We start from the raw sequence: 19,164 nt of genomic DNA on the forward strand, positions 1-19,164 counted from the left end.
ATTAAAATTCGCTGGTTTCAATTACCTGTGTATGTGCCGCCATATCCCCTACTTTTCTGCCTTCCTGGTGTACCAGCAGAACAATTGGCTCTACCAGCCAACCTACATAAGGAATACCGCCTAACAGCATGGAAACAATATTGCGTATCGCGGATTCCCCTTTCGAGCACGGCGTGCGGGTATCGATATTCACCACCATTAAATTCATGGTCCGTTTACCCCAGCTTTGCCCTTCTCCCAAACCATCTTTAATCAATGCGTAAATGAGTGGTATAATGAGCAGGAAAGCCGCTACTACCAATCCACCCATGGCGCTTTCCCATCCCAGCTCTGATGCTCTGCGGAGCGACAGGTAACCCATAAAAATTGCCGGAAGCGCTAACAAACCTGTAAAGAAATTATCCAGCAAGCTGGCAAGAAACCGGTTACCGATAGAAGCTTTCGTATAAACAGTATTGGCAAGATCATCGAGATGCAGGTGATAGTCCTGCTGGCTGTTACTGCCGCTGGTATTACTATAGGAAGAAGCTGATGCAGCTCCCGAATTGGCCCGCATATACCGGGGCTTTACAGCGCCTCCATCTCTCGGACAAAATTTAACTTCCCCGGAATAAGCCGTATGACAGGTTTCACATTCCGGTATTAAGTCTTTCGGACTTATCAATTTTTTGCCATCATTGATACAGTACTTCATATTCGTGGAATACGTGGCTTTGCACTCGGGACAAACCAGGTTTTCAGCATACTCCTGTTCTAAATTACAACCACAGTTTTCACAGAATTTAGCGCCCTCCTCAAACGGGGAGGTACATTTGGGACAAGTTAAGCTCATAGGTGACTTTGGTATAGGAATTATTACATATTATTAATCAAACATACGTAATGAATTTCAACTTTCCAATGTTTACGCGAGCTATAATGAGCATAATTATCAAGCCAGTATTGCTTTTCATGGGATAATGGGGTAAACAAAGCCCCGTTGCATTGTGTTCCAATTGAAACAGGCGGCAACGGGGCGTGATGTAGGAAGTGATTATCTGTTTTCGAAAAATTCAAATGCATCTATCAAATCCAGGTAGGCGCCATCGAAATGGCTGTCCAGGATTTTTTGCACGTAAGAGGTGGCGTTGCCATACACGATGTTCTGCCAGTCTTTGTTCCAGTATTCGCAATAGAAGTTGCCCGGCCAGTCCGGATCTTTGGCAACGATATATGGAGGGTTGCCTATTTTCCAGCCTGACTTCCAGTAGTAACGGTAATTTTCTACCTCACCGATGGATAAATAGCTTACCACCAAACGCTTTCCACCATTGGCTTTCTTCTTTAAACCATCAATTTCCGCTGCGGTAAAAGGTGTTTTATCGTAGAAAAGATCCATGATGATCAGGTCATAATTGGTAGCGCCGATAGCCGCGAGGAATTTACTTTTGTCTGCATATGCGCCCGGATCAATGATGTACAGGAAATTCTTCACCTGCATGATATTGGTGATATCCGTGTTGTTAACACCATAAGGCGTAGCCGGGTAAGCCGGGATATTATCCAGGCCACGGTGATCTGCTGCAAAAGACACATAGCCGTTCCCGTTATTGGTGGTATAAGAGTTGTCCATGTATGTTTTACTGCTGCAATAATCGGTTACCAGTACCTTTTTAGTGGTTTTGATCAGGTTGAGGAATGCGATCATCTGGTTTTTATCTGCTGAAGGCGTAGGTACGTTATCGTCGGTATAACCATACAGCAGGTCTTCCCTGCCCACCGCGTCTATCGCCTGCACGTAGGCGGTAGACAATGGACCATTGCTTTCGCCATTGGTAGTGACCAGGTCATGTCCATTTTGCGGGATAATGGCAAACTGCGGATTTTTAGATTTCGCATATTGGCTGATGCCGATCACGAAATTTCTCATTTCCTGGCGGTAGTCTACCGCGGTAACAGCTGCTTTGTTTTTTTCCAGCTGCGCGGCATCCGGCTGGCCCGCCGGCCGTAATGTTTGTTTTGAGGTACATCCCGTTATACTACCCGCCAGTACGGTAGCCAATAACAGTTGCTTGTTGAGTGTTTTCATAAAATATATGTTGTGGTGAAAAAAGACACCCGCGCGCTATTCTTCCGGGCATAGGCTTTCCTGTCAGGTTTTTCGTCATGGTTCCATTTCTCTGGAAAAATAGGTTTGTATAGTTTCCGTGTGATAAAAGTAGGCGATAAATTCAAACAAAACCGGCAAAACATCGCTCAATCGTTTGATTGAAATGTGGATGTGCCACACAATAAATTTCATATTCACCCCGCCGGCAAACAAAATAACCCCATCTATCATACATCCGTTATACTACTATATCATATATTTAGTATATTTAGAAGGAGTGGAAAATGAAAGCACCATTATTAAAATGCCGTTATGAACAATCTTCCGAAGAAGCAAAGACTTTTTGACGCAATTGCCTGGCAATTATCACAGTTCCCGAAGCCGGATACCCTGGCTGCCAAAGTAGATGGACAATGGAAAACCTACGATACGGCAAGTGTGAGTGACATTGTAAACCGTTTCAGCGCCGGCCTGCTGCAACTGGGTGTGGGAGGAAATGACTTTACGCCGGAAGGCGCCGATAAAATCGCCATCATCAGTAATAACCGTCCTGAATGGGTATTTACAGATCTGGCAGTACAACAAACCGGCGCAGTTCTGGTTCCCATCTACCCTACTACCAACCCGGCCGAGCTACAGTTCATTTTGCAGGATGCTGCGGTTAAATACATGTTCGTGAGCAGCAAAGAACTGCTCGATAAAGTAAATAGTATTAAAGATGGTGTTCCTACTTTACAACACGTATACACCTTTGATACCATACCCGGTACCCCGCATTGGTCTGAGATCCCGGCCCTGGCTACCCCTGATTTACTGGCCAAAGTGGAAACGATCAAAGAGGGGATAGCGCCCGATCACCTGGCCACCATCATCTATACCTCCGGTACCACAGGTACACCTAAAGGAGTAATGCTCACGCATAAAAATATTGTGACCAACGTGATGTTGTCTAAAGAAAGTTTTCCTTTCGATGATGCACCACAACCCTGCAAAGTGTTGAGCTTTTTGCCGCTGAATCACATCTTCGAAAAACTGGTCACTTATATTTATCTCTACAGTGGTATCAGTATTTACTATGCGGAAAGCATAGACACCCTGAGCGCCAACCTGAAGGAAATAAGCCCTGATGGCTTTACTACGGTACCGCGCCTGCTGGAAAAAGTATTTGAAAAAATCATGGCCACCGGCAATAACCTGACCGGCATCAAACGCCGCCTGTTTTTCTGGGCCGTGGCACTGGCATCTAAATATGATAACAACATCGATGGAGGCGCCTGGTATAACCTGCAACTGTCTATCGCCAATAAACTGATATTCAGCAAATGGCGTGAAGCCCTGGGAGGCCGGATCAGCTTTATTGTAACCGGTGGCGCCGCCTGCCAGGAAAAGCTACTCCGCATCTTTAATGCCGCCCGCATCCCTGTGTATGAAGGATATGGCCCTACCGAAAACAGTCCCGTAATTTGCGTAAACCGGAGAACACCCGGTGGAACAAAATTTGGCACGGTAGGCCCGCCCATCAATGGCCTGGAAGTAAAGCTGGAAGAAGACGGAGAAATTTGTGTAAAAGGCGACACCGTGATGAAAGGCTACTACAAACGCCCCGACCTTACCGCTGAAACCGTGATTGATGGCTGGCTGCACACCGGCGACGTAGGCGAATGGGTAGATAATAAGTTTGTTAAAATAACAGACCGCAAAAAGGAACTGTTTAAAACCAGTGGCGGTAAGTATGTAGCGCCACAACCCATCGAAAATAAATTCAAGGAAAGTCCTTTTATAGAACAGATCATGGTTGTAGGCGCCGGGCAAAAATTTACAGGTGCCCTGATTGTACCCGCCTTCACCTACCTGAAATACTGGATGAACCAACAAAACATTCCATTCACCACCGCAGAAGAAGCAGTCAAAAATCCTAAAGTAGTGGCTGCCTTTGAGGACGTTCTCAATAAGTACAATCAATTCTTCAATCACGTAGAACAAATCAAGAAATTTGAATTGCTGCCGGAAGAATGGAGTATTGCAGGAGGTGAAATGACACCTAAGCTGAGTTTGAAGCGCAAAACAGTGATGGAAAAATATAAAGCTGCGATTGACAGGATTTATAGCTAAGTGCTATCTTCGTACAGGTTTTTATTTTTCTGTACCCTATAGCAGTTACCTATGGACGATTCTTTAAGCATTTTTGATCGGGGATTCCTCGACACACCTTATATCCGGCGCCGGGAGCTATTGCCCCTGGCGCTAAAAATTTATATCTGGTTTGGAATGGTGTTCGGGGGGCTTACATTTATCAGCGCACTACTTAACACATATAATTACTACATGCGGATGGATAGTGATCCCGAACCAATGATGACCATCTTCCCTTTGTGTACACTGCAATTGGCTGGTATACTACTTTTCCTGATGACTCTTCTGCTTTGGATGGAAGTATCGTGGGCAGTAAAGTTCAACCTGATCATCGGAATTACCTGGTTCTGCTTTAACCTGTTAATGTTTATCATCTACCCTAATATAGGAATACTATACCTGCTCCTACCTTGCTTATTGATCCAGATTCCTTACTTTGTATTGGTTTTCCTGCTCAGGAAAAAGTGGACCCACTTTTATAGTCTTACAGGCAAAGAAATACAAGAATTAATAAAGAAAAATCAGCCGCACCGGCAGGAATAAAATATCATGAAACAGCTATTTTTATTGGCAGTATTGGTTTTAATGCTTTCTCCCGGCTACAGCCAATCTCTTTACATCAAAACATTCGGCAACAAAAACAATCCTCCTGTTATCTTTATCCATGGCGGACCAAGAGGCAATTCCCTGTTATTTGAAGCCACCACTGCGTCTCAGCTGGCGAACCGTGGATTTTATGTGATAGTATATGACCGCCGTGGAGAGGGCCGGTCCTCGTATAAGCACGCAAAAGTGACATTCCAGGAAGCATTCAACGACTTAAACGATCTCTATAAAAAATTCGGTCTGCAACGTGCACATATCATTGGCTTCAGCTTCGGCGGATTAGTCAGTACCTTATTTGCTGAACAGTATCCAAATAAGATAGCCTCGCTAACGCTGACCAGTGGCCTTTTTGCCCAGCAAGCCACTTATGATCATATCCTCGACTCCGTAAAGAAAATATATACTGCCAAACACGATACCACACACTTACGGGAAGTAGCTACCGTGGCCCAACTGCCTAAAAACAGCGCTGCCTACCGGAAAGCATGTTATGCGTTAGCGTCAGAAAATGGCTTCTTTAAAGTTGCACAACCTACCGAAGAAGCAGAGAAAATATACGCGGCCTATGACGCCCTTCATTTAAAAGATGTGAGAAATGATGAAGCGCCGCTACTGTTTTATAAAAATGAGAAGCGCAACAATATTGACGTAAAACCTGTACTGTCAAAGCTAAAGCAGCAACAAATGCGGATCTATGCCATATACGGGAAACAGGATGTTATTTTCCCAACCTCTCAAATCGATAGTCTCCGCCACATTGTAGGCGATGCGCATTTCCAATACCTCGATCAGGCATCCCATTATCTTTTTGCCGACCGTCAAACTGCTTTTTTAAACAGCCTGGAACAGTGGTTAAAAAAATAACCTTATTGCCTTTCCAACACCGGTTGTTGCCAGTCCAGTTGCAACGTTTTGCTGGTCCAGGTTCTTATACGATAACTCAATGCAGGATTTCCTTCCAACGGGGTACCATAGGACGGAATCATGGTTTTTAGTTGCTCCTTCCACTCTCCTTTTACTTTATCAGGAAAGCAGCATTTCAGCAGGTCCAGCATTATAGATACCGCTGTAGAGGCGCCCGGAGAAGCACCTAACAAGGCAGCAATACTGCCATCTTCACCGGCTACTATTTCAGTACCAAAGCGCAGCGTGCCTCCTTTATCAGGATCATTATAGATAACCTGCACCCGCTGGCCAGCCTCCTGCAATTCCCAGTCGTTGCCATCTGCATTGGGGTAAAACACCTGCAGGGCGGCGATCCTGTCTTCAAATGATAAACTTAATTGTTCTACCAGGTATTTTTCCAAAGCAAAATTTTCGAGTCCTACCCGCATGAGCGGAAGAATATTCCAGTATTTAATGGATTCAAATAAATCCAGGAAAGAACCTTCTTTCAAAAACTTAGTAGAGAAAGTAGCGAAGGGTCCGAATAAAATCGCTTTTTCTCCATCAATAATCCGGGTATCCAGATGCGGTACACTCATCGGTGGCGTGCCCACAGAGGCTTGTCCATATACCTTGGCATGATGCCGCTTTACAATTTCTTCTTTCTTACATACCAGCCACTCTCCTCCTACGGGGAAGCCGCCGTAGAGCCGTCCTTCCGGAATACCGGATTTCTGCAGCAACTGCAGGGATCCTCCGCCGGCGCCGATGAATACAAAATCTGCTGTTACATGCGAGGTGTCGCGGGTAAGCAGGTTCTTTACCCTCACTTCCCATTTACCATCCGCCTGCCGTTCCAGCTCTTCTACTTCAAATTCCAGGTGTAATTTAAAATTATGGTGTTGCTGCAACTTCGCCATCAGTGACCGGGTCAGTGCACCGTAGTTGACATCCGTGCCGAGTTCCATATGGGTAGCGGCGGTTTTCTCCGTGCCTTCCCGTCCTTCCATCACCAATGGAATCCAGCCCTGCAATACTTCCGGGTCCTCCGAATATTGCATGCCCTGGTACAACTGGTACTGCTGCAATGCATCAAATCGCTTGCGTAAATAAGTCACATCATTATCGCCGTGTACAAAGCTCATATGTGGCGTGCTCCGGATAAATCCGGCCGGATCGGGCAACTGCCCCTGTTCTACGAGGTATGACCAAAACTGCTTCGATACTTCAAACTGTTCAATGATATGAATCGCTTTGCTGGTATCAATAGTGCCATCCTCTTTTTCCGGTGTGTAGTTGAGCTCACATAGCGCGGAGTGGCCGGTACCGGCATTATTCCAGGCATCGGAGCTTTCAGCGGCCACACGGTCCAGGCGCTCATACACCGCAATAGAACTGTTGGGCGACAGGTGCTTAAACATCGTAGCTAATGTGGCGCTCATAATACCCGCCCCTATCAATAAAACATCCGTATGTTGCGTTTGCTTTTGCATAATGATTCCGGTTTGAAGGTGTTCCTTCTATAAATTACGCTTTCTTAGGAAATGTTGGAGGTATGGGAGAAATTTTTGTTTTTAAGATGACTACCGCTATAGTCCCGGCATTTGCAACAGATCATTCCGATAGCTTTTGCCGTAAGCGCCTTGTTTAACACAACGATTCTTTTTAAATTTAGTTCATGGAAAAGATAACGCCCACCGATATACGTTACACCGATCTTGCTGAAAAACGATTCAACAAACGCTTCATTGGCAAGCCCGACTATATTTACCTTCCCACCACTACTGCGGAAGTAGCAGCCGCCGTACAGGAAGCCGTTACACATCAAAAACGGGTGGTAGTGCGCAGCGGTGGATATTGCCTTGAAGGATTTGTAGCGGATCCCGCTGTAGAAGTGCTGATTGATATGTCGCTGATGAGAAACGTGGAATACGATGCCGGCAAAGCTGCTTTTGTGGCGGAAGCGGGCGCCACGCTTGGCGAAATCAACCGGAAATTATTTTTGAATTGGGGCGCTGTGCTACCCAGTGGTGAGCATCCCAATATCGGCGTAGGTGGACATGTGTTAGGTGGCGCATTTGGTTTTCTCTGCAGGGAATATGGATTGGCGGCCGATTACCTGTATGCCCTGGAGCTGGTGGCGGTAGATGCTTCCGGCAAAGCACATGCTGTAATTGCTACCCGGGAAGAAAATGATCCGCATCGTGAACTCTGGTGGGCGCATACCGGATGCGGTGGCGGTAACTATGGCATTGTTACCCGTTACTGGTTCAGGGCGCCGGGCGTTGACGGCAGTGACCCATATACCACCATGCCGAAGGCACCCGCCAGTATTACCACGTTTAGAATTGGGTGGGATTGGAAAGATATCAATGAAGCAGCCTTTCATCGGCTGGCGAAAAATTTTGGCGCCTGGAGCCTGGAACATAGCCGGCCAGACAGTCCCTTTATACAACTGTTCAGCCTCCTCTTCCTGAATCATCGTAATATTGGTAAGCTGGAAATGAAAGGGCTTACCACCGCCGGTGAAAATGCGATACAGCAAATTGACGCGCACCTGGCAGCTGTGGCGGAGCCACTCGGCCTGCCGTATACCCGTCAAATAGAACAAACGCCGTGGTTACGTTTTGCCCTCAATCCTTTCCCGGAATTGTTTCAGCCTGGCTTTGACAATGCCACGGCCAAAGTGAAAGATGCTTTCCTTCGCAAACCATTTTCGGATAGTCAAATCAGCACCGCGTATAAATACCTCTCCATGGATAAACCCGTGTTTGGCGGACTAGGCATGGCTACCTATGGAGGAAAGGTAAATACAATAGCACCGGGTGCTACGGCCTCCGCGCAACGCGATAGTATACTCGACATTGCCTGCAACACCGGATGGGGCGACCCCAGCGGAGAAGCTCCCAGCCTGGAGTGGGTACGCCATTTTTACCGGGAACTGTTTGCCGCTACCGGCGGAGTTCCGGTGCCCAATGAACAAACAGCCGGCAGTATGATTAATCATCCGGATACCGACCTGGCAGACCCGGCATGGAATAAATCCGGCGTGCCCTGGTCTACCCTTTATTATAATGACAACTATCCCCGCTTACAACAGGTAAAACGCAAATGGGATCTGCTGAATATTTTCCACCATGCACTGTCTATACAGGCGGCGGAATAAGCCAGCAGGCTATTTTGCCAGGCCCAACTCCCAATAAGCAGCACATCTCCGGTCATTTGTTTTTTGTACCTTGCAGTCGCGCGCGTATATCAATTATATATAACAGCACCTCATTCAACCATTTTTTATAGCTTCGCGGGGATAGGATCATATTTAAGCGACCAGGATTTAACGGGATGAATAACGACGCAATAAATGAAATCGCACTTTTCCACCAAATTGCCCAGGGGGATGAGATGGCATTTGAAACACTGTTCCATCTTTATGTCCCTAAAATAAAACCGGTCATTACCCGTGTCATACAGGTAGAAGGGCCAGAAAAAGATATTATACAGGAAATATTCCTGGGCATATGGCTGGGCAGGGAAAAGCTGACAGATGTGATGGCGCCGCATAACTGGATCTTTAAAATGGTGTATCACCGCTGTTATAGCTGGCTGCAGAAGCAGGGTATCCGGAATAAAGCCAGTCAGCGAATTGCTATGGAAAGCGACGACCATTCCAATCTGACAGAAGAAAATATTGCTTTTTCGGAAACCGCATTATTGGTAAAACAGGCGATTCAACAATTACCACCACAGGCACAAAAAATTTACCTGCTCAGCAGGGAAAAAGGATTAAAAATCGCTGCTATTGCAGCAGAGCTACAATTATCAGAGCAAACAGTCAAAAATTCACTTGTTCGTTCCCTCAAATCCATCCGGGAATTTCTTATTAGTAAAGGTATTATTCTGCCGCTAGTCCTCCTGGGATGGGACATTTTATTCTTTTATTAATTTTTTTTCAGAGAGATAGGTACTATTTGATTGCTCACTGTACGTATATATCAGGGGGTATTCATCCGTTAATTTCCCCCTGCCACGTGAACTAAATCTAATAAGACTTTAAATTTCACTTGTTGTCCACGAACGAACGACTCAGATACTTACTGGAACAGGTTCAGCGCCACCAGGCCACACAAGCTGAATACAAAGAACTGTTACAATTCATCAGCGATGATGATACCGGCGATGTTGCGCAGCAACTGGACGCATTTCACGGCATCGTACCCAACACTGCCAACCAGGCAGAGGAATATGATCATGCTTACTGGCAATCGGTAGTAGCGCAGATATTGAATGCAGACAAATCACTGCCCTTGGTACCTGTTAAAAAACGTGTTCCTTTTCTCCGGCGTTACTGGTGGGCTGCTGCCGCCGTATTGGCCATCATGGCAGGCGCCAGGTATTACCAGACCAGCACCAAACCAGCTCCCGCAATAGTGGCTGCCCCCCCTGTCAAAGATGTGGCGCCCGGTGGCAACAGGGCCATGCTTACTCTTTCCGATGGGTCGCAGATCCCCCTGGACAGCGCCGGCAATGGCGTACTGGCGCAACAAGGCAATACCCGCATCACCAAATTAAGTAATGGCCAACTGGCTTACCAGTCGGCCGGCACAACAGATAAAGTATTGTACAACACCATGAGCACCCCGCTGGGCGGACAATACAAACTTATTTTACCGGATGGTACTACCGTATGGCTGAATGCAGGGTCTTCTATCAACTACCCCACTGCATTTGCCGGCTCCGAAAGGAAAGTAACCATTACCGGTGAAGCTTATTTTGAAGTGGCGAAAAATGAAAAAATGCCCTTCTTCGTAAAAGCGAACAATACTACGATAGCTGTACTGGGTACACATTTTAATATTAATGCCTATAAAGACGAAGCCAGCACCAATACCACCTTATTGGAAGGAGCGGTAAAAATCATCACTCCACAACAGCAGCAAACGCTTAAACCAGGACAACAGGCCAGGGTAGCCGCTGCGGGTCAGGGAATACAGGTAGTGGACCACGTTGACCTGATACAAACCGTGGCGTGGAAAGACGGGTTCTTCTACTTCAATGATGCAGATATCCCTACGGTGATGCGTCAACTGGCACGCTGGTACAATGTGGAAGTAACCTATGAGGGAAATATCCCTGAACGGGCATTTACCGGGGAAATAGGTAGGAACCTTACCCTGTCGCAGGTATTAAAAGGATTAGCAAAAACGAGAATCAGGTATAGAATTGAAAACGGTAACAGGATCGTTATTCAACCATAGCAGGGAACAATGAAAGCATAAAAGAACAATGAAATAAGAACGGAATATCTCCGAAAAAAGAAAGCCGGGGCTTAAGATTGGCGTCCTACCCCGGCGGCGTTCGATTTCATCAACAAACAAGTCGGTAAAACTTTATTTATTCATTCAACCAAACATTGCAAAAGTATGCAACTTAAGGCTATTTGTAATTCCGGTACCCGCAAATATTGGAAGTTTGCGGAGCTCTCAACCAAAATTTTGTTAGTGATGAGGCTAACTTCTATCATGCTACTCGTGGCCACCCTGCAGGTAAGTGCCAGTAGCCATGCGCAAACAGTTACTTATTCCGCTAAGTCGGAAAGTCTTCAGAAGGTGCTCAAGGTGATAAAAGAGCAAACAGGCTATGTTTTCTTCTACGATAAAGAAGACCTAAAGAACACCAAACCGGTGTCGGTAGATCTCAAAAATGCCTCGCCGCAGGCGGCCATGGAAATGGTGATGGTACAACAACCACTGAGTTTTGAAATTCAGGGGAATACCATCTTCATTACCAAAAACGATAAGCCGGCAGTTGTACTGCCTGCCCCTCCTCCGCCGGTAGTGATTACGGGTAAAATCGTGGACAATACCGGGGCGCCCATTCCAGGTGCTTCCATCGTTATAAAAGGCAGTAAGAAAGGTACTGTTTCCGGCCCTGATGGTAGCTTTCAACTGAAAGATGTACCGGAAAACGGGGTGCTGGTAATCAGCAGCCTGGGATATGTGGCACAGGAAATTCCCGTAGCCGGAAAAACACAATTCAGCATACAACTCATCCAGGATGTAAGCACCTTGCAACAGTATGTAGTAGTAGGTTATGGCGTTCAAAAGAAAGCCAATCTCACAGGTGCCGTTACGTCTATCTCGTCCGAACAACTGACCAACAGGCCGGTTACCAACATCAGCAACGCCTTACAGGGTACGATGCCCGGTGTAACCGTTACCTCCAACGTTACCGGACAACCTGGCTTCGACAACGCCCAGATCCGCATCCGTGGTATCGGTACCTTTAATGATGCCAACCCCATTGTAGTGGTAGATGGAGTGATCACCAACCTCGCCAACCTGAATAATATCAACCCCGATGATATTGCTTCGATGTCTGTATTGAAAGATGCCGCATCCTCTGCTATCTACGGTTCCCGCGCTGCCAACGGCGTATTACTTGTTACCACCAAACAAGGCCGCAAAGGAAAACCACAGGTTAACTATAATGCCTATGTAGGTAAACAAAACGCCACCAGTTTACCGGACTACTTACCGTCCTGGCAGGCAGCTACACTTTATAACCAGGCGCTCTTAAATGAAAGCAAGCCGGTACGCTGGACAGACGACGAAATTCAGAAATTCAAAGATGGTTCCGATCCTTATAAATATCCTAACACCGATTGGCTGGGCCTCTTCTATAAAGGCAGCGGTGTACAGCAAAACCACTATGTGAGCGTATCTGGTGGTACTGATAAAACACAATATGCCCTCTCCGTTGGTTTGTTTGATGAAAATGGTATCGTAAAAGAAACCAGTGCAAAACGCTATACCAGCCGGTTGAATGTCACCTCTGAAGTGTCTGACCGGTTAAAAGTAAATGCGAACATTGCTTTCACCAATAGCTTAACAGGAGAACCCAGCAACCCGTATACCGGTGATTTCACACAGCTGGTAAGGCAAATCAACCGCATCTCTCCTACCATTCCTTATAAATATGCCAATGGCTACTATGGCTACATTTCGGATGGTAGTCCGATGGCCTGGCTGGAAGGCAACAGCGCCAATAACTATAAAAAATATGACCTGATTGGTAACCTGGGCGCCGACTGGGAAATTGTCAACGGCCTCCATTTCAAGCCATCAGTCGCTTATGTGATGGGCATCAAGCATAATAAGAAATTCATTGCAGACCAGCAGTACTATGATGCTACCGGGAAACCAACATTCTACCAGGGGCCTAACTCCGTTACCGACGAAAACTCCTTTGCCAATATAGTTACACAACAGGCATTACTGGAGTACGGTAAAACTATTCATAAACACAACTTCAAAATATTAGGTGGTTACTCACAGGAACTAACCAAATATTCCTATGACGATGGCTATCGTAAAGGCTTTTTAAATAACCTGCTGACCGATGTAAACCTGGCGTCTACAGACGGGCAAAAAACCACCGGCTACTCTTATGAATTAGCTCTCCGGTCTTATTTTGGCAGGCTCAATTACGACTTCGACGGTAAATACCTCTTTGAAGCTAACCTTCGCTACGACGGATCTTCCCGCTTCGCACCAGGTAACAGATGGGGCGCATTTCCGTCCTTCTCTGCCGGCTGGAACGTTGACCGCGAAGAGTTCTTCCAGTCGCTCAAAAAGTATGTGTCTTACCTGAAATTAAGAGCTTCCTGGGGACAACTGGGTAACCAGATCATGGTGGGGATAGATGATGCCAATTACCCAAGCTATCCTTACTATGCTTACATTTTGCAGGTAAACGGCAGCCAGAACTATACCTTTGGAGGCACCGGCGCTACTATCGCCAGTGGTATCTCCCCGATTAATGGTAACAACGAAAACCTGAAATGGGAATCCACCACGGAAACCGGCGCAGGTTTAGATGCAGGATTCCTCGATGGAAAATTAAATTTCACCGCAGATTATTTCCGCAAAACCACCAATGGCATCCTGATGCCCGTGGAAGTAGGTGCAGTATATGGCCTGAAACCACCAGTACAGAATGCGGGCGTTATGCTGAACAAAGGTTGGGAATTCTCACTGGGTTACAACGATACGAAAGGTGACTTCAAATACAATGCATCCGTTAATGCTGCCTTTATCAAAAATGAAATCGTTAGCCGCAACGGTGCAGGTCCTAAAGTGGATGGCTATACCATACAGAATGTTGGCTATCCCAGGTACTCTTTATTCGGATATGAAGCAGATGGCATTTACCAGTCTGATGATGAAGTAAAAAAAGGTCCTTTCCAAAGCAACAGAACTGCTGCCGGCGATATCCGTTACAAGGATAAAGATGGCAACGACACTATTAACACGGCCGACAGGGTATACCTCGGTAGTTATTTCCCGAAAGTAACATTCGGTATTAACCTCGGAGGCTCCTGGAAAAATTTTGACCTGACTGTTTTCTTCCAGGGAGCAGCCGGTGTAAAAACTTATATTGATGGTGGTAAACTGGGTAGTGTGAGCTCGTCTGCAGGCAGACCTACTTCTGCCCTCCTCGATACCTGGACCAAGGATAATCCAAACGCTTCCCTGCCACGTATCTGGACTAGTTACAAACAAAATGACCCAGGCAGCACACCATCGTCGTTCTGGGTGAGAGACGGCTCTTACCTGCGCCTCAAAAACCTGCAGGTAGGTTATACGCTGCCTGGCAGCCTGGTGAAAAGAATTGGGCTCAGCAAAGTACGCTTCTACTATAGCGGACAAAATATCCTCACGTTTGACCACCTGTACAAATGGATAGATCCGGAAGCATCTATCTCCAGCAGTATTTATTACTACCCACAGGTTAAAGTGCACACACTTGGTGTAAATGTTAGTTTTTAACGAAAAGTACGCAACGTCATGAAAAGAAACATTCTCTATATATTACTCGCAGCAGGCCTGACACAATCCGCCTGCCAAAAGGATTTCCTCGACAGAAAGCCATTGGATAGTTATAGCAACTCGTCTTTGTGGACCTCCCAGGCAGATGCCTTAGCGGCCCTCAACGGCTGCTTCAAAGAGTGGGAAGGCGATTATCGTTTACTCTACCTGGATGCGGTAAGCGATAATCTCTACAGCCAATATCCATGGGAAGGTTATACCGACTACGGCAGCGGTACCGTTACACCTGCCAACACCACGGTATCCTCCAGCTGGAGCTATACCACCGTTCAGAAATGTAACTGGTTCCTGGAAAACATCGATAAAACACCCATGGATGCCACATTAAAAGAACGCTATAAATCGGAAGCACGCTTCCTCAGAGCGTACCAGTATTTCATCATGACGCAATTGTACGGAGACGTACCTTTCGTTAAAAATACGGTAACAACAGAAGTAGCCAACAGCATCACAAGAACACCGGCAGCGGATATACGAAAATTCGTAAAAGATGAACTCGCTGCTATTGCTGGTTCCCTGCCCGTAAGTTACACAGGTAGTGAAGTAGGACATATTACACAAGGCGCCGCCCTCTCCCTGAGAGCAAGGATAGAATTATTCGATAAGAATTACGCCGACTGTATCGCCGATTGTAAAAAAGTAATGGGATTAGGTTATGACCTGTTTGGCAACTACCAGGACCTGTTCCGCATTCAAAATGAAAACAACAAAGAAGTGATTCTCGATGTGCAATACAAAGAGAATGATTATGCCAACTCAGATATTGGCATTATGCCATCATCCGGCTTTGGTGGCTGGGGCTCACTCGATCCTACCCAGGCTTTGGTGGATGCTTATGAAACCAAAACCGGTAAAACCATCGATGATCCCACTTCCGGCTATGATGATAAAGATCCTTTTAACAACAGGGATCCCCGCTTAACCGCTACCATCGTTTGTCCCGGCCAGTTATATGAAGGCGCGTACTACAACTCCATTGAAAAGTCGTCAGGCGATTATTATAACGGTGATAACAATTCTAAAACAGGATACATCCCGAAAAAATTCACGTCTCATCTCTCCGACTTTGCAGACATGTGGAATACCGGGCTGAATATGATTGTGATCCGTTATGCTGAAGTATTGTTGACCTATGCAGAAGCGCAAATTGAATCCGGTATCATCGACAATTCAGTATACGATGCACTGGATAAAATAAGAACCCGCGCTGGTATGCCGGCGGTAGACAGAACCGTGTACAACACCGTAGACAAAATGCGTACACTGGTAAGACGCGAACGCAGAGTGGAGCTGGCCCTGGAAGGTTTGCGCTGGTTTGATGTGCAACGCTGGAAAATTGGCGGCGCCGTGAGATCAGGTACCGTATATGGCACCCGCTTAGGCACCGTAGATCCTGCCAACGGCAAACTGACGCTGGCCGGTGAGCATGTAAAAGTAGAAACACGTACATTCCAGGATAACCGGGATTACTTATGGCCGGTACCACAAAAGGAAAGAGATATCAATAAAAACCTGACACAAAATCCAGGTTACTAATTATTGTCGTACTCATTGAAAAAATCCCGCGAATTGAAAAATGAGCGGGATTTTTTTATCTTAAAATGAAAAATACATGCCGTTGTTAAAATTCCGCGGGCTTATTATCCTGTTGCTCGTACATATATCCCTCCCATCCCAACTGGCGGCCCAAAGCAGGGACGTTTTAAACCTTAATACCAACTGGGCCTTTCACAGAGGCGATGTAACCGGTGCTGAAAAAAAGACATTCAACGACAAAGACTGGTCCGGCATCAGCATACCGCATGTGATGCGCATCGAAAAAAAACACAATGGCGGCAACCAGGTATACCAGGGCGTTGGCTGGTACAGGAGGTATTTCCGGCTACCGGCAGCCTATCATGATAAGCGCATCACCCTTTGTTTTGACGGTGTGCAAACCACCGCTGAGGTATATCTGAACGGTCAGCGGCTCACCACTCATACCGGTGGCTACATTGGCTTTGTAGTGGATATTACCCCGTATATAATTTTGGGAGAAGACAACGTCCTCGCAGTGCGTGTCACCAATACAGATAATGCACAGATCCCTCCGGGAAAGCCACAGGCAAACCTGGACTTCAATTACTTTGGCGGCATCTATAGAAATGTTACCCTGCTGGCAACGGAAAAAATATTTATCTCGCATCCCCTGGAAGCCAATAAGGTAGCAGGTGGCGGCGTGTTCATCACCTACCCGGCCGCCGACAGCAATACCGCTGCTGCGCATATTAAAACCAATATTGTAAATGCCGGCAACCAGCCAACGGATATATTATTGAAAACAACACTGGTAGACAGCAACGGCATCGTGGTAGCCACTGCCGGCAGCCAGCAACATATGAATGCCCATACCGATAAGGATATTGAACAATCCCTGACCATACATCATCCGCAATTGTGGCATCCGGATCACCCTTATTTATATCGCCTTGTATCGGTGGTGTATCATCATCATACCTGTGCAGACAGTCTTATAACGGCTACGGGGATACGAAATATCGCTTTCCGGCCGGACGGTTTTTATATCAATGGTGAAAAGCTTTACCTGCGTGGCGCCAACCGGCACCAGGCCTACGAATACATTGGCGATGCAGCGCCGGATAATATGCAGTACATGGACGCGCTCCAGCTCAAAAAAGGCGGATTCAATGCGGTTCGTGCGGCACACTATCCGCAGTCCCCTGCCTTCCTGGACGCCTGTGACAAAACAGGATTGCTCGTTATTGAATGTGAGCCCGGATGGCAGTTCTTTTCCAAAGATGCTCTTTTTACGGCCAATACCTATCGTGATATCCGGGAAATGATCCGTCGCGACCGCAACCACCCTTCCGTTTTTCTCTGGGAAACATCTCTCAACGAATCTCCTACGCCGGAAAGCTGGATGCAACAGGCAGTACAAACCGCACAGGCGGAAATGCCCGGTCAGCAACTATTTGTAGCAGACGATTATAACGCCCGCAGCAAAAATCATTACAATGTTTCTTATAAAGTAGTGAATGAAGACGGTAGCGATCCGATGCCTTCCCGCCCATTCCTCACCCGCGAATGGGGCGATAGCTGGATGGCAGATGCAGAGAAAGAAAGTGGCCTCCGTGCCAGCAGGATCTATACAGAAAAGGGATTGATTAACCAGTGCATATTCCGGCAAAACGCGCTGAATGGAGAAACGTCTGAAGAACTTGGCGGCTACTGGGATCACGGCGGATTAGATGCCAATCCGAGAATAGGCGGCTACTTTGTATGGAGCTACAACGACTATACCCGTGGCTCCGATGCCGTGACGGCGTTCAGTGGTGTAGTAGATCTTGACCGGTATGAAAAGTTCAGCTACTACCAGCTACAGGCCATGCAGGACGCCCGCAACCCGGTTTATGGCCCTATGGTATACATTGGCAGCTATAACAATCAACCGGCTTTGGATAGTAACATCATCGTGTTTTCCAATTGTGATGCCGTGCAACTTTACCGGAATGATCAGCTATGCGGTGAAATAACCAGGGCACAAAACGCTGCCTCCGCTCCATTTGTAGCTGCGAAAGGCGGCAGTCCCTACTTTACCTTCCATACCGGCAAATATGAAGCCGGCATGCTGAAGGCAGTAGGCCTGCTCAACGGCAAAGCTGTTTGCACACATACCGTTCGAACACCCGACCGCCGGCCTCATCACCTCGAAATAGAAATACCTGCTAACCACACCACTTTCCTGGCCGACGGTTCTTCCATGACGCCATTCTACGTGAAAGTATGTGACAAAAATGGCACCCTGATTTCCAACAGCAAACCCGGCGAATCCTTTTTCATGCGGGTACGTGTTTCCGGCGAAGGGACCCTGATAGGTGGACAAATGTCCGCTCCCAATGTCTCTATCCTCTATACAGAAGGAGGCATTGCCTATGGTCTTATCCAGCATACCACCACACCGGGCGAGATCAGTATCAGCGCCACTGTCCTGGATAAAGGTACTGGTCACCTGACGTTTAAAACCAAGGCATCGTCCACAAAGTATGTACCCGATGGTACCCATCATTCATGGCTGCACGAAAATAAAACAGCGCCAATGGAGCATAATACAGATACCTCCACACTGCCGTTGATTGATCTGAGAGATGCAGCTGTTGCCGTGCAACCCGGCCCCGGAAAAGAAAGCCCGCTGCGGATGACAGATGAAAATACTACCACCAAATGGACCGCAGATGCAGGAAAGCTCCCCTTATCCATTACACTGGATCTGAAGAAAACATATACACTGGCTGGTAGCCGTATCGTATGGGGGAAAGACAGCGACTGGTATACCTACAGCATCTCCGTTTCAGCCAATGGCAGCGACTGGGTAGAAGTGAAAAGCGCCGAACGTGTATCCGGTCAGGATTACAAGGTAGTGCTCCTGCAGGCGCCTTCTGCAAGGTATGTACGCTACACGATCAGCGGTATCCAGCCGGAAAGCAGCAGAATAGCAATAAAAGAGATACTGGTGTATGGAAAATAACCAGCGCGGATTTTGCCTGTGAGCGGGATTATACTGCT

12 protein-coding genes are annotated in these 19,164 nt (G+C 46.9%); 9 read left to right on the forward strand and 3 right to left on the reverse strand.

Annotated elements, in window-relative coordinates; translation table 11 throughout:
* Window position 1: 1 nt before the first annotated feature.
* Together J7623_RS13510 and J7623_RS13515 are read right to left on the reverse strand one after the other, a co-directional pair.
* The gene (locus tag J7623_RS13510; RefSeq protein ID WP_291920832.1) at window positions 2-832 is read right to left on the reverse strand and encodes an RDD family protein; all 831 of its coding nucleotides are present in this window, start codon (window positions 830-832) and stop codon (window positions 2-4) included.
* A 201-nt stretch (window positions 833-1,033) separates the two neighbouring features.
* Window positions 1,034-2,068 (reverse strand): endo alpha-1,4 polygalactosaminidase, encoded by a 1,035-nt coding sequence (locus J7623_RS13515; RefSeq protein ID WP_291920833.1) that lies wholly within the window; start codon window positions 2,066-2,068, stop codon window positions 1,034-1,036.
* Between the two features lie 333 nt (window positions 2,069-2,401).
* Between J7623_RS13515 and J7623_RS13520 the strand changes: the two genes are divergently transcribed.
* Genes J7623_RS13520 through J7623_RS13530 form a run of 3 tightly spaced genes read left to right on the forward strand, consistent with a single transcriptional unit; the run spans window position 2,402 to window position 5,692 of the window.
* Entirely contained in the window at window positions 2,402-4,201 is a 1,800-nt protein-coding gene (locus J7623_RS13520) for a long-chain fatty acid--CoA ligase (RefSeq protein ID WP_291920834.1), read from the forward strand.
* A 51-nt stretch (window positions 4,202-4,252) separates the two neighbouring features.
* On the forward strand, window positions 4,253-4,765 hold the full coding sequence (locus J7623_RS13525; RefSeq protein WP_291920835.1) for a hypothetical protein: 513 nt from the start codon (window positions 4,253-4,255) through the stop codon (window positions 4,763-4,765).
* 6 nt (window positions 4,766-4,771) lie between these two features.
* Entirely contained in the window at window positions 4,772-5,692 is a 921-nt protein-coding gene (locus tag J7623_RS13530; RefSeq protein WP_291920836.1) for an alpha/beta hydrolase, read from the forward strand.
* A gap of 2 nt (window positions 5,693-5,694) precedes the next feature.
* Here the strand turns inward: J7623_RS13530 and mqo are convergent, their stop codons facing one another.
* A complete protein-coding gene (mqo, locus tag J7623_RS13535) occupies window positions 5,695-7,206 on the reverse strand; it encodes a malate dehydrogenase (quinone) (protein ID WP_291920837.1) in 1,512 nt (503 codons plus the stop codon).
* Between the two features lie 185 nt (window positions 7,207-7,391).
* Here mqo and J7623_RS13540 point away from each other — a divergent pair, with 185 nt between their 5' ends.
* The 6 genes from J7623_RS13540 to J7623_RS13565 all read left to right on the forward strand — a co-directional run bounded on the left by J7623_RS13540 (window position 7,392) and on the right by J7623_RS13565 (window position 19,126).
* The gene (locus tag J7623_RS13540) at window positions 7,392-8,879 is read left to right on the forward strand and encodes an FAD-binding oxidoreductase (protein ID WP_291920838.1); all 1,488 of its coding nucleotides are present in this window, start codon (window positions 7,392-7,394) and stop codon (window positions 8,877-8,879) included.
* Between the two features lie 176 nt (window positions 8,880-9,055).
* Window positions 9,056-9,655 (forward strand): sigma-70 family RNA polymerase sigma factor, encoded by a 600-nt coding sequence (locus tag J7623_RS13545; RefSeq protein WP_291920839.1) that lies wholly within the window; start codon window positions 9,056-9,058, stop codon window positions 9,653-9,655.
* A gap of 122 nt (window positions 9,656-9,777) precedes the next feature.
* The gene (locus J7623_RS13550; protein WP_291920840.1) at window positions 9,778-10,968 is read left to right on the forward strand and encodes a FecR family protein; all 1,191 of its coding nucleotides are present in this window, start codon (window positions 9,778-9,780) and stop codon (window positions 10,966-10,968) included.
* Between the two features lie 246 nt (window positions 10,969-11,214).
* Window positions 11,215-14,541 (forward strand): TonB-dependent receptor, encoded by a 3,327-nt coding sequence (locus tag J7623_RS13555; RefSeq protein WP_291920841.1) that lies wholly within the window; start codon window positions 11,215-11,217, stop codon window positions 14,539-14,541.
* Window positions 14,542-14,559: 18 nt separating this feature from the next.
* Window positions 14,560-16,137, forward strand: a complete 1,578-nt coding sequence (locus J7623_RS13560; RefSeq protein ID WP_291920842.1) for a RagB/SusD family nutrient uptake outer membrane protein — start codon at window positions 14,560-14,562, stop codon at window positions 16,135-16,137.
* A 76-nt stretch (window positions 16,138-16,213) separates the two neighbouring features.
* On the forward strand, window positions 16,214-19,126 hold the full coding sequence (locus J7623_RS13565; RefSeq protein WP_291920843.1) for a glycoside hydrolase family 2 TIM barrel-domain containing protein: 2,913 nt from the start codon (window positions 16,214-16,216) through the stop codon (window positions 19,124-19,126).
* Window positions 19,127-19,164 lie beyond the last annotated feature (38 nt).

This window comes from Chitinophaga sp., from assembly GCF_017745275.1.
In the GTDB taxonomy this organism is placed as follows: domain Bacteria; phylum Bacteroidota; class Bacteroidia; order Chitinophagales; family Chitinophagaceae; genus Chitinophaga.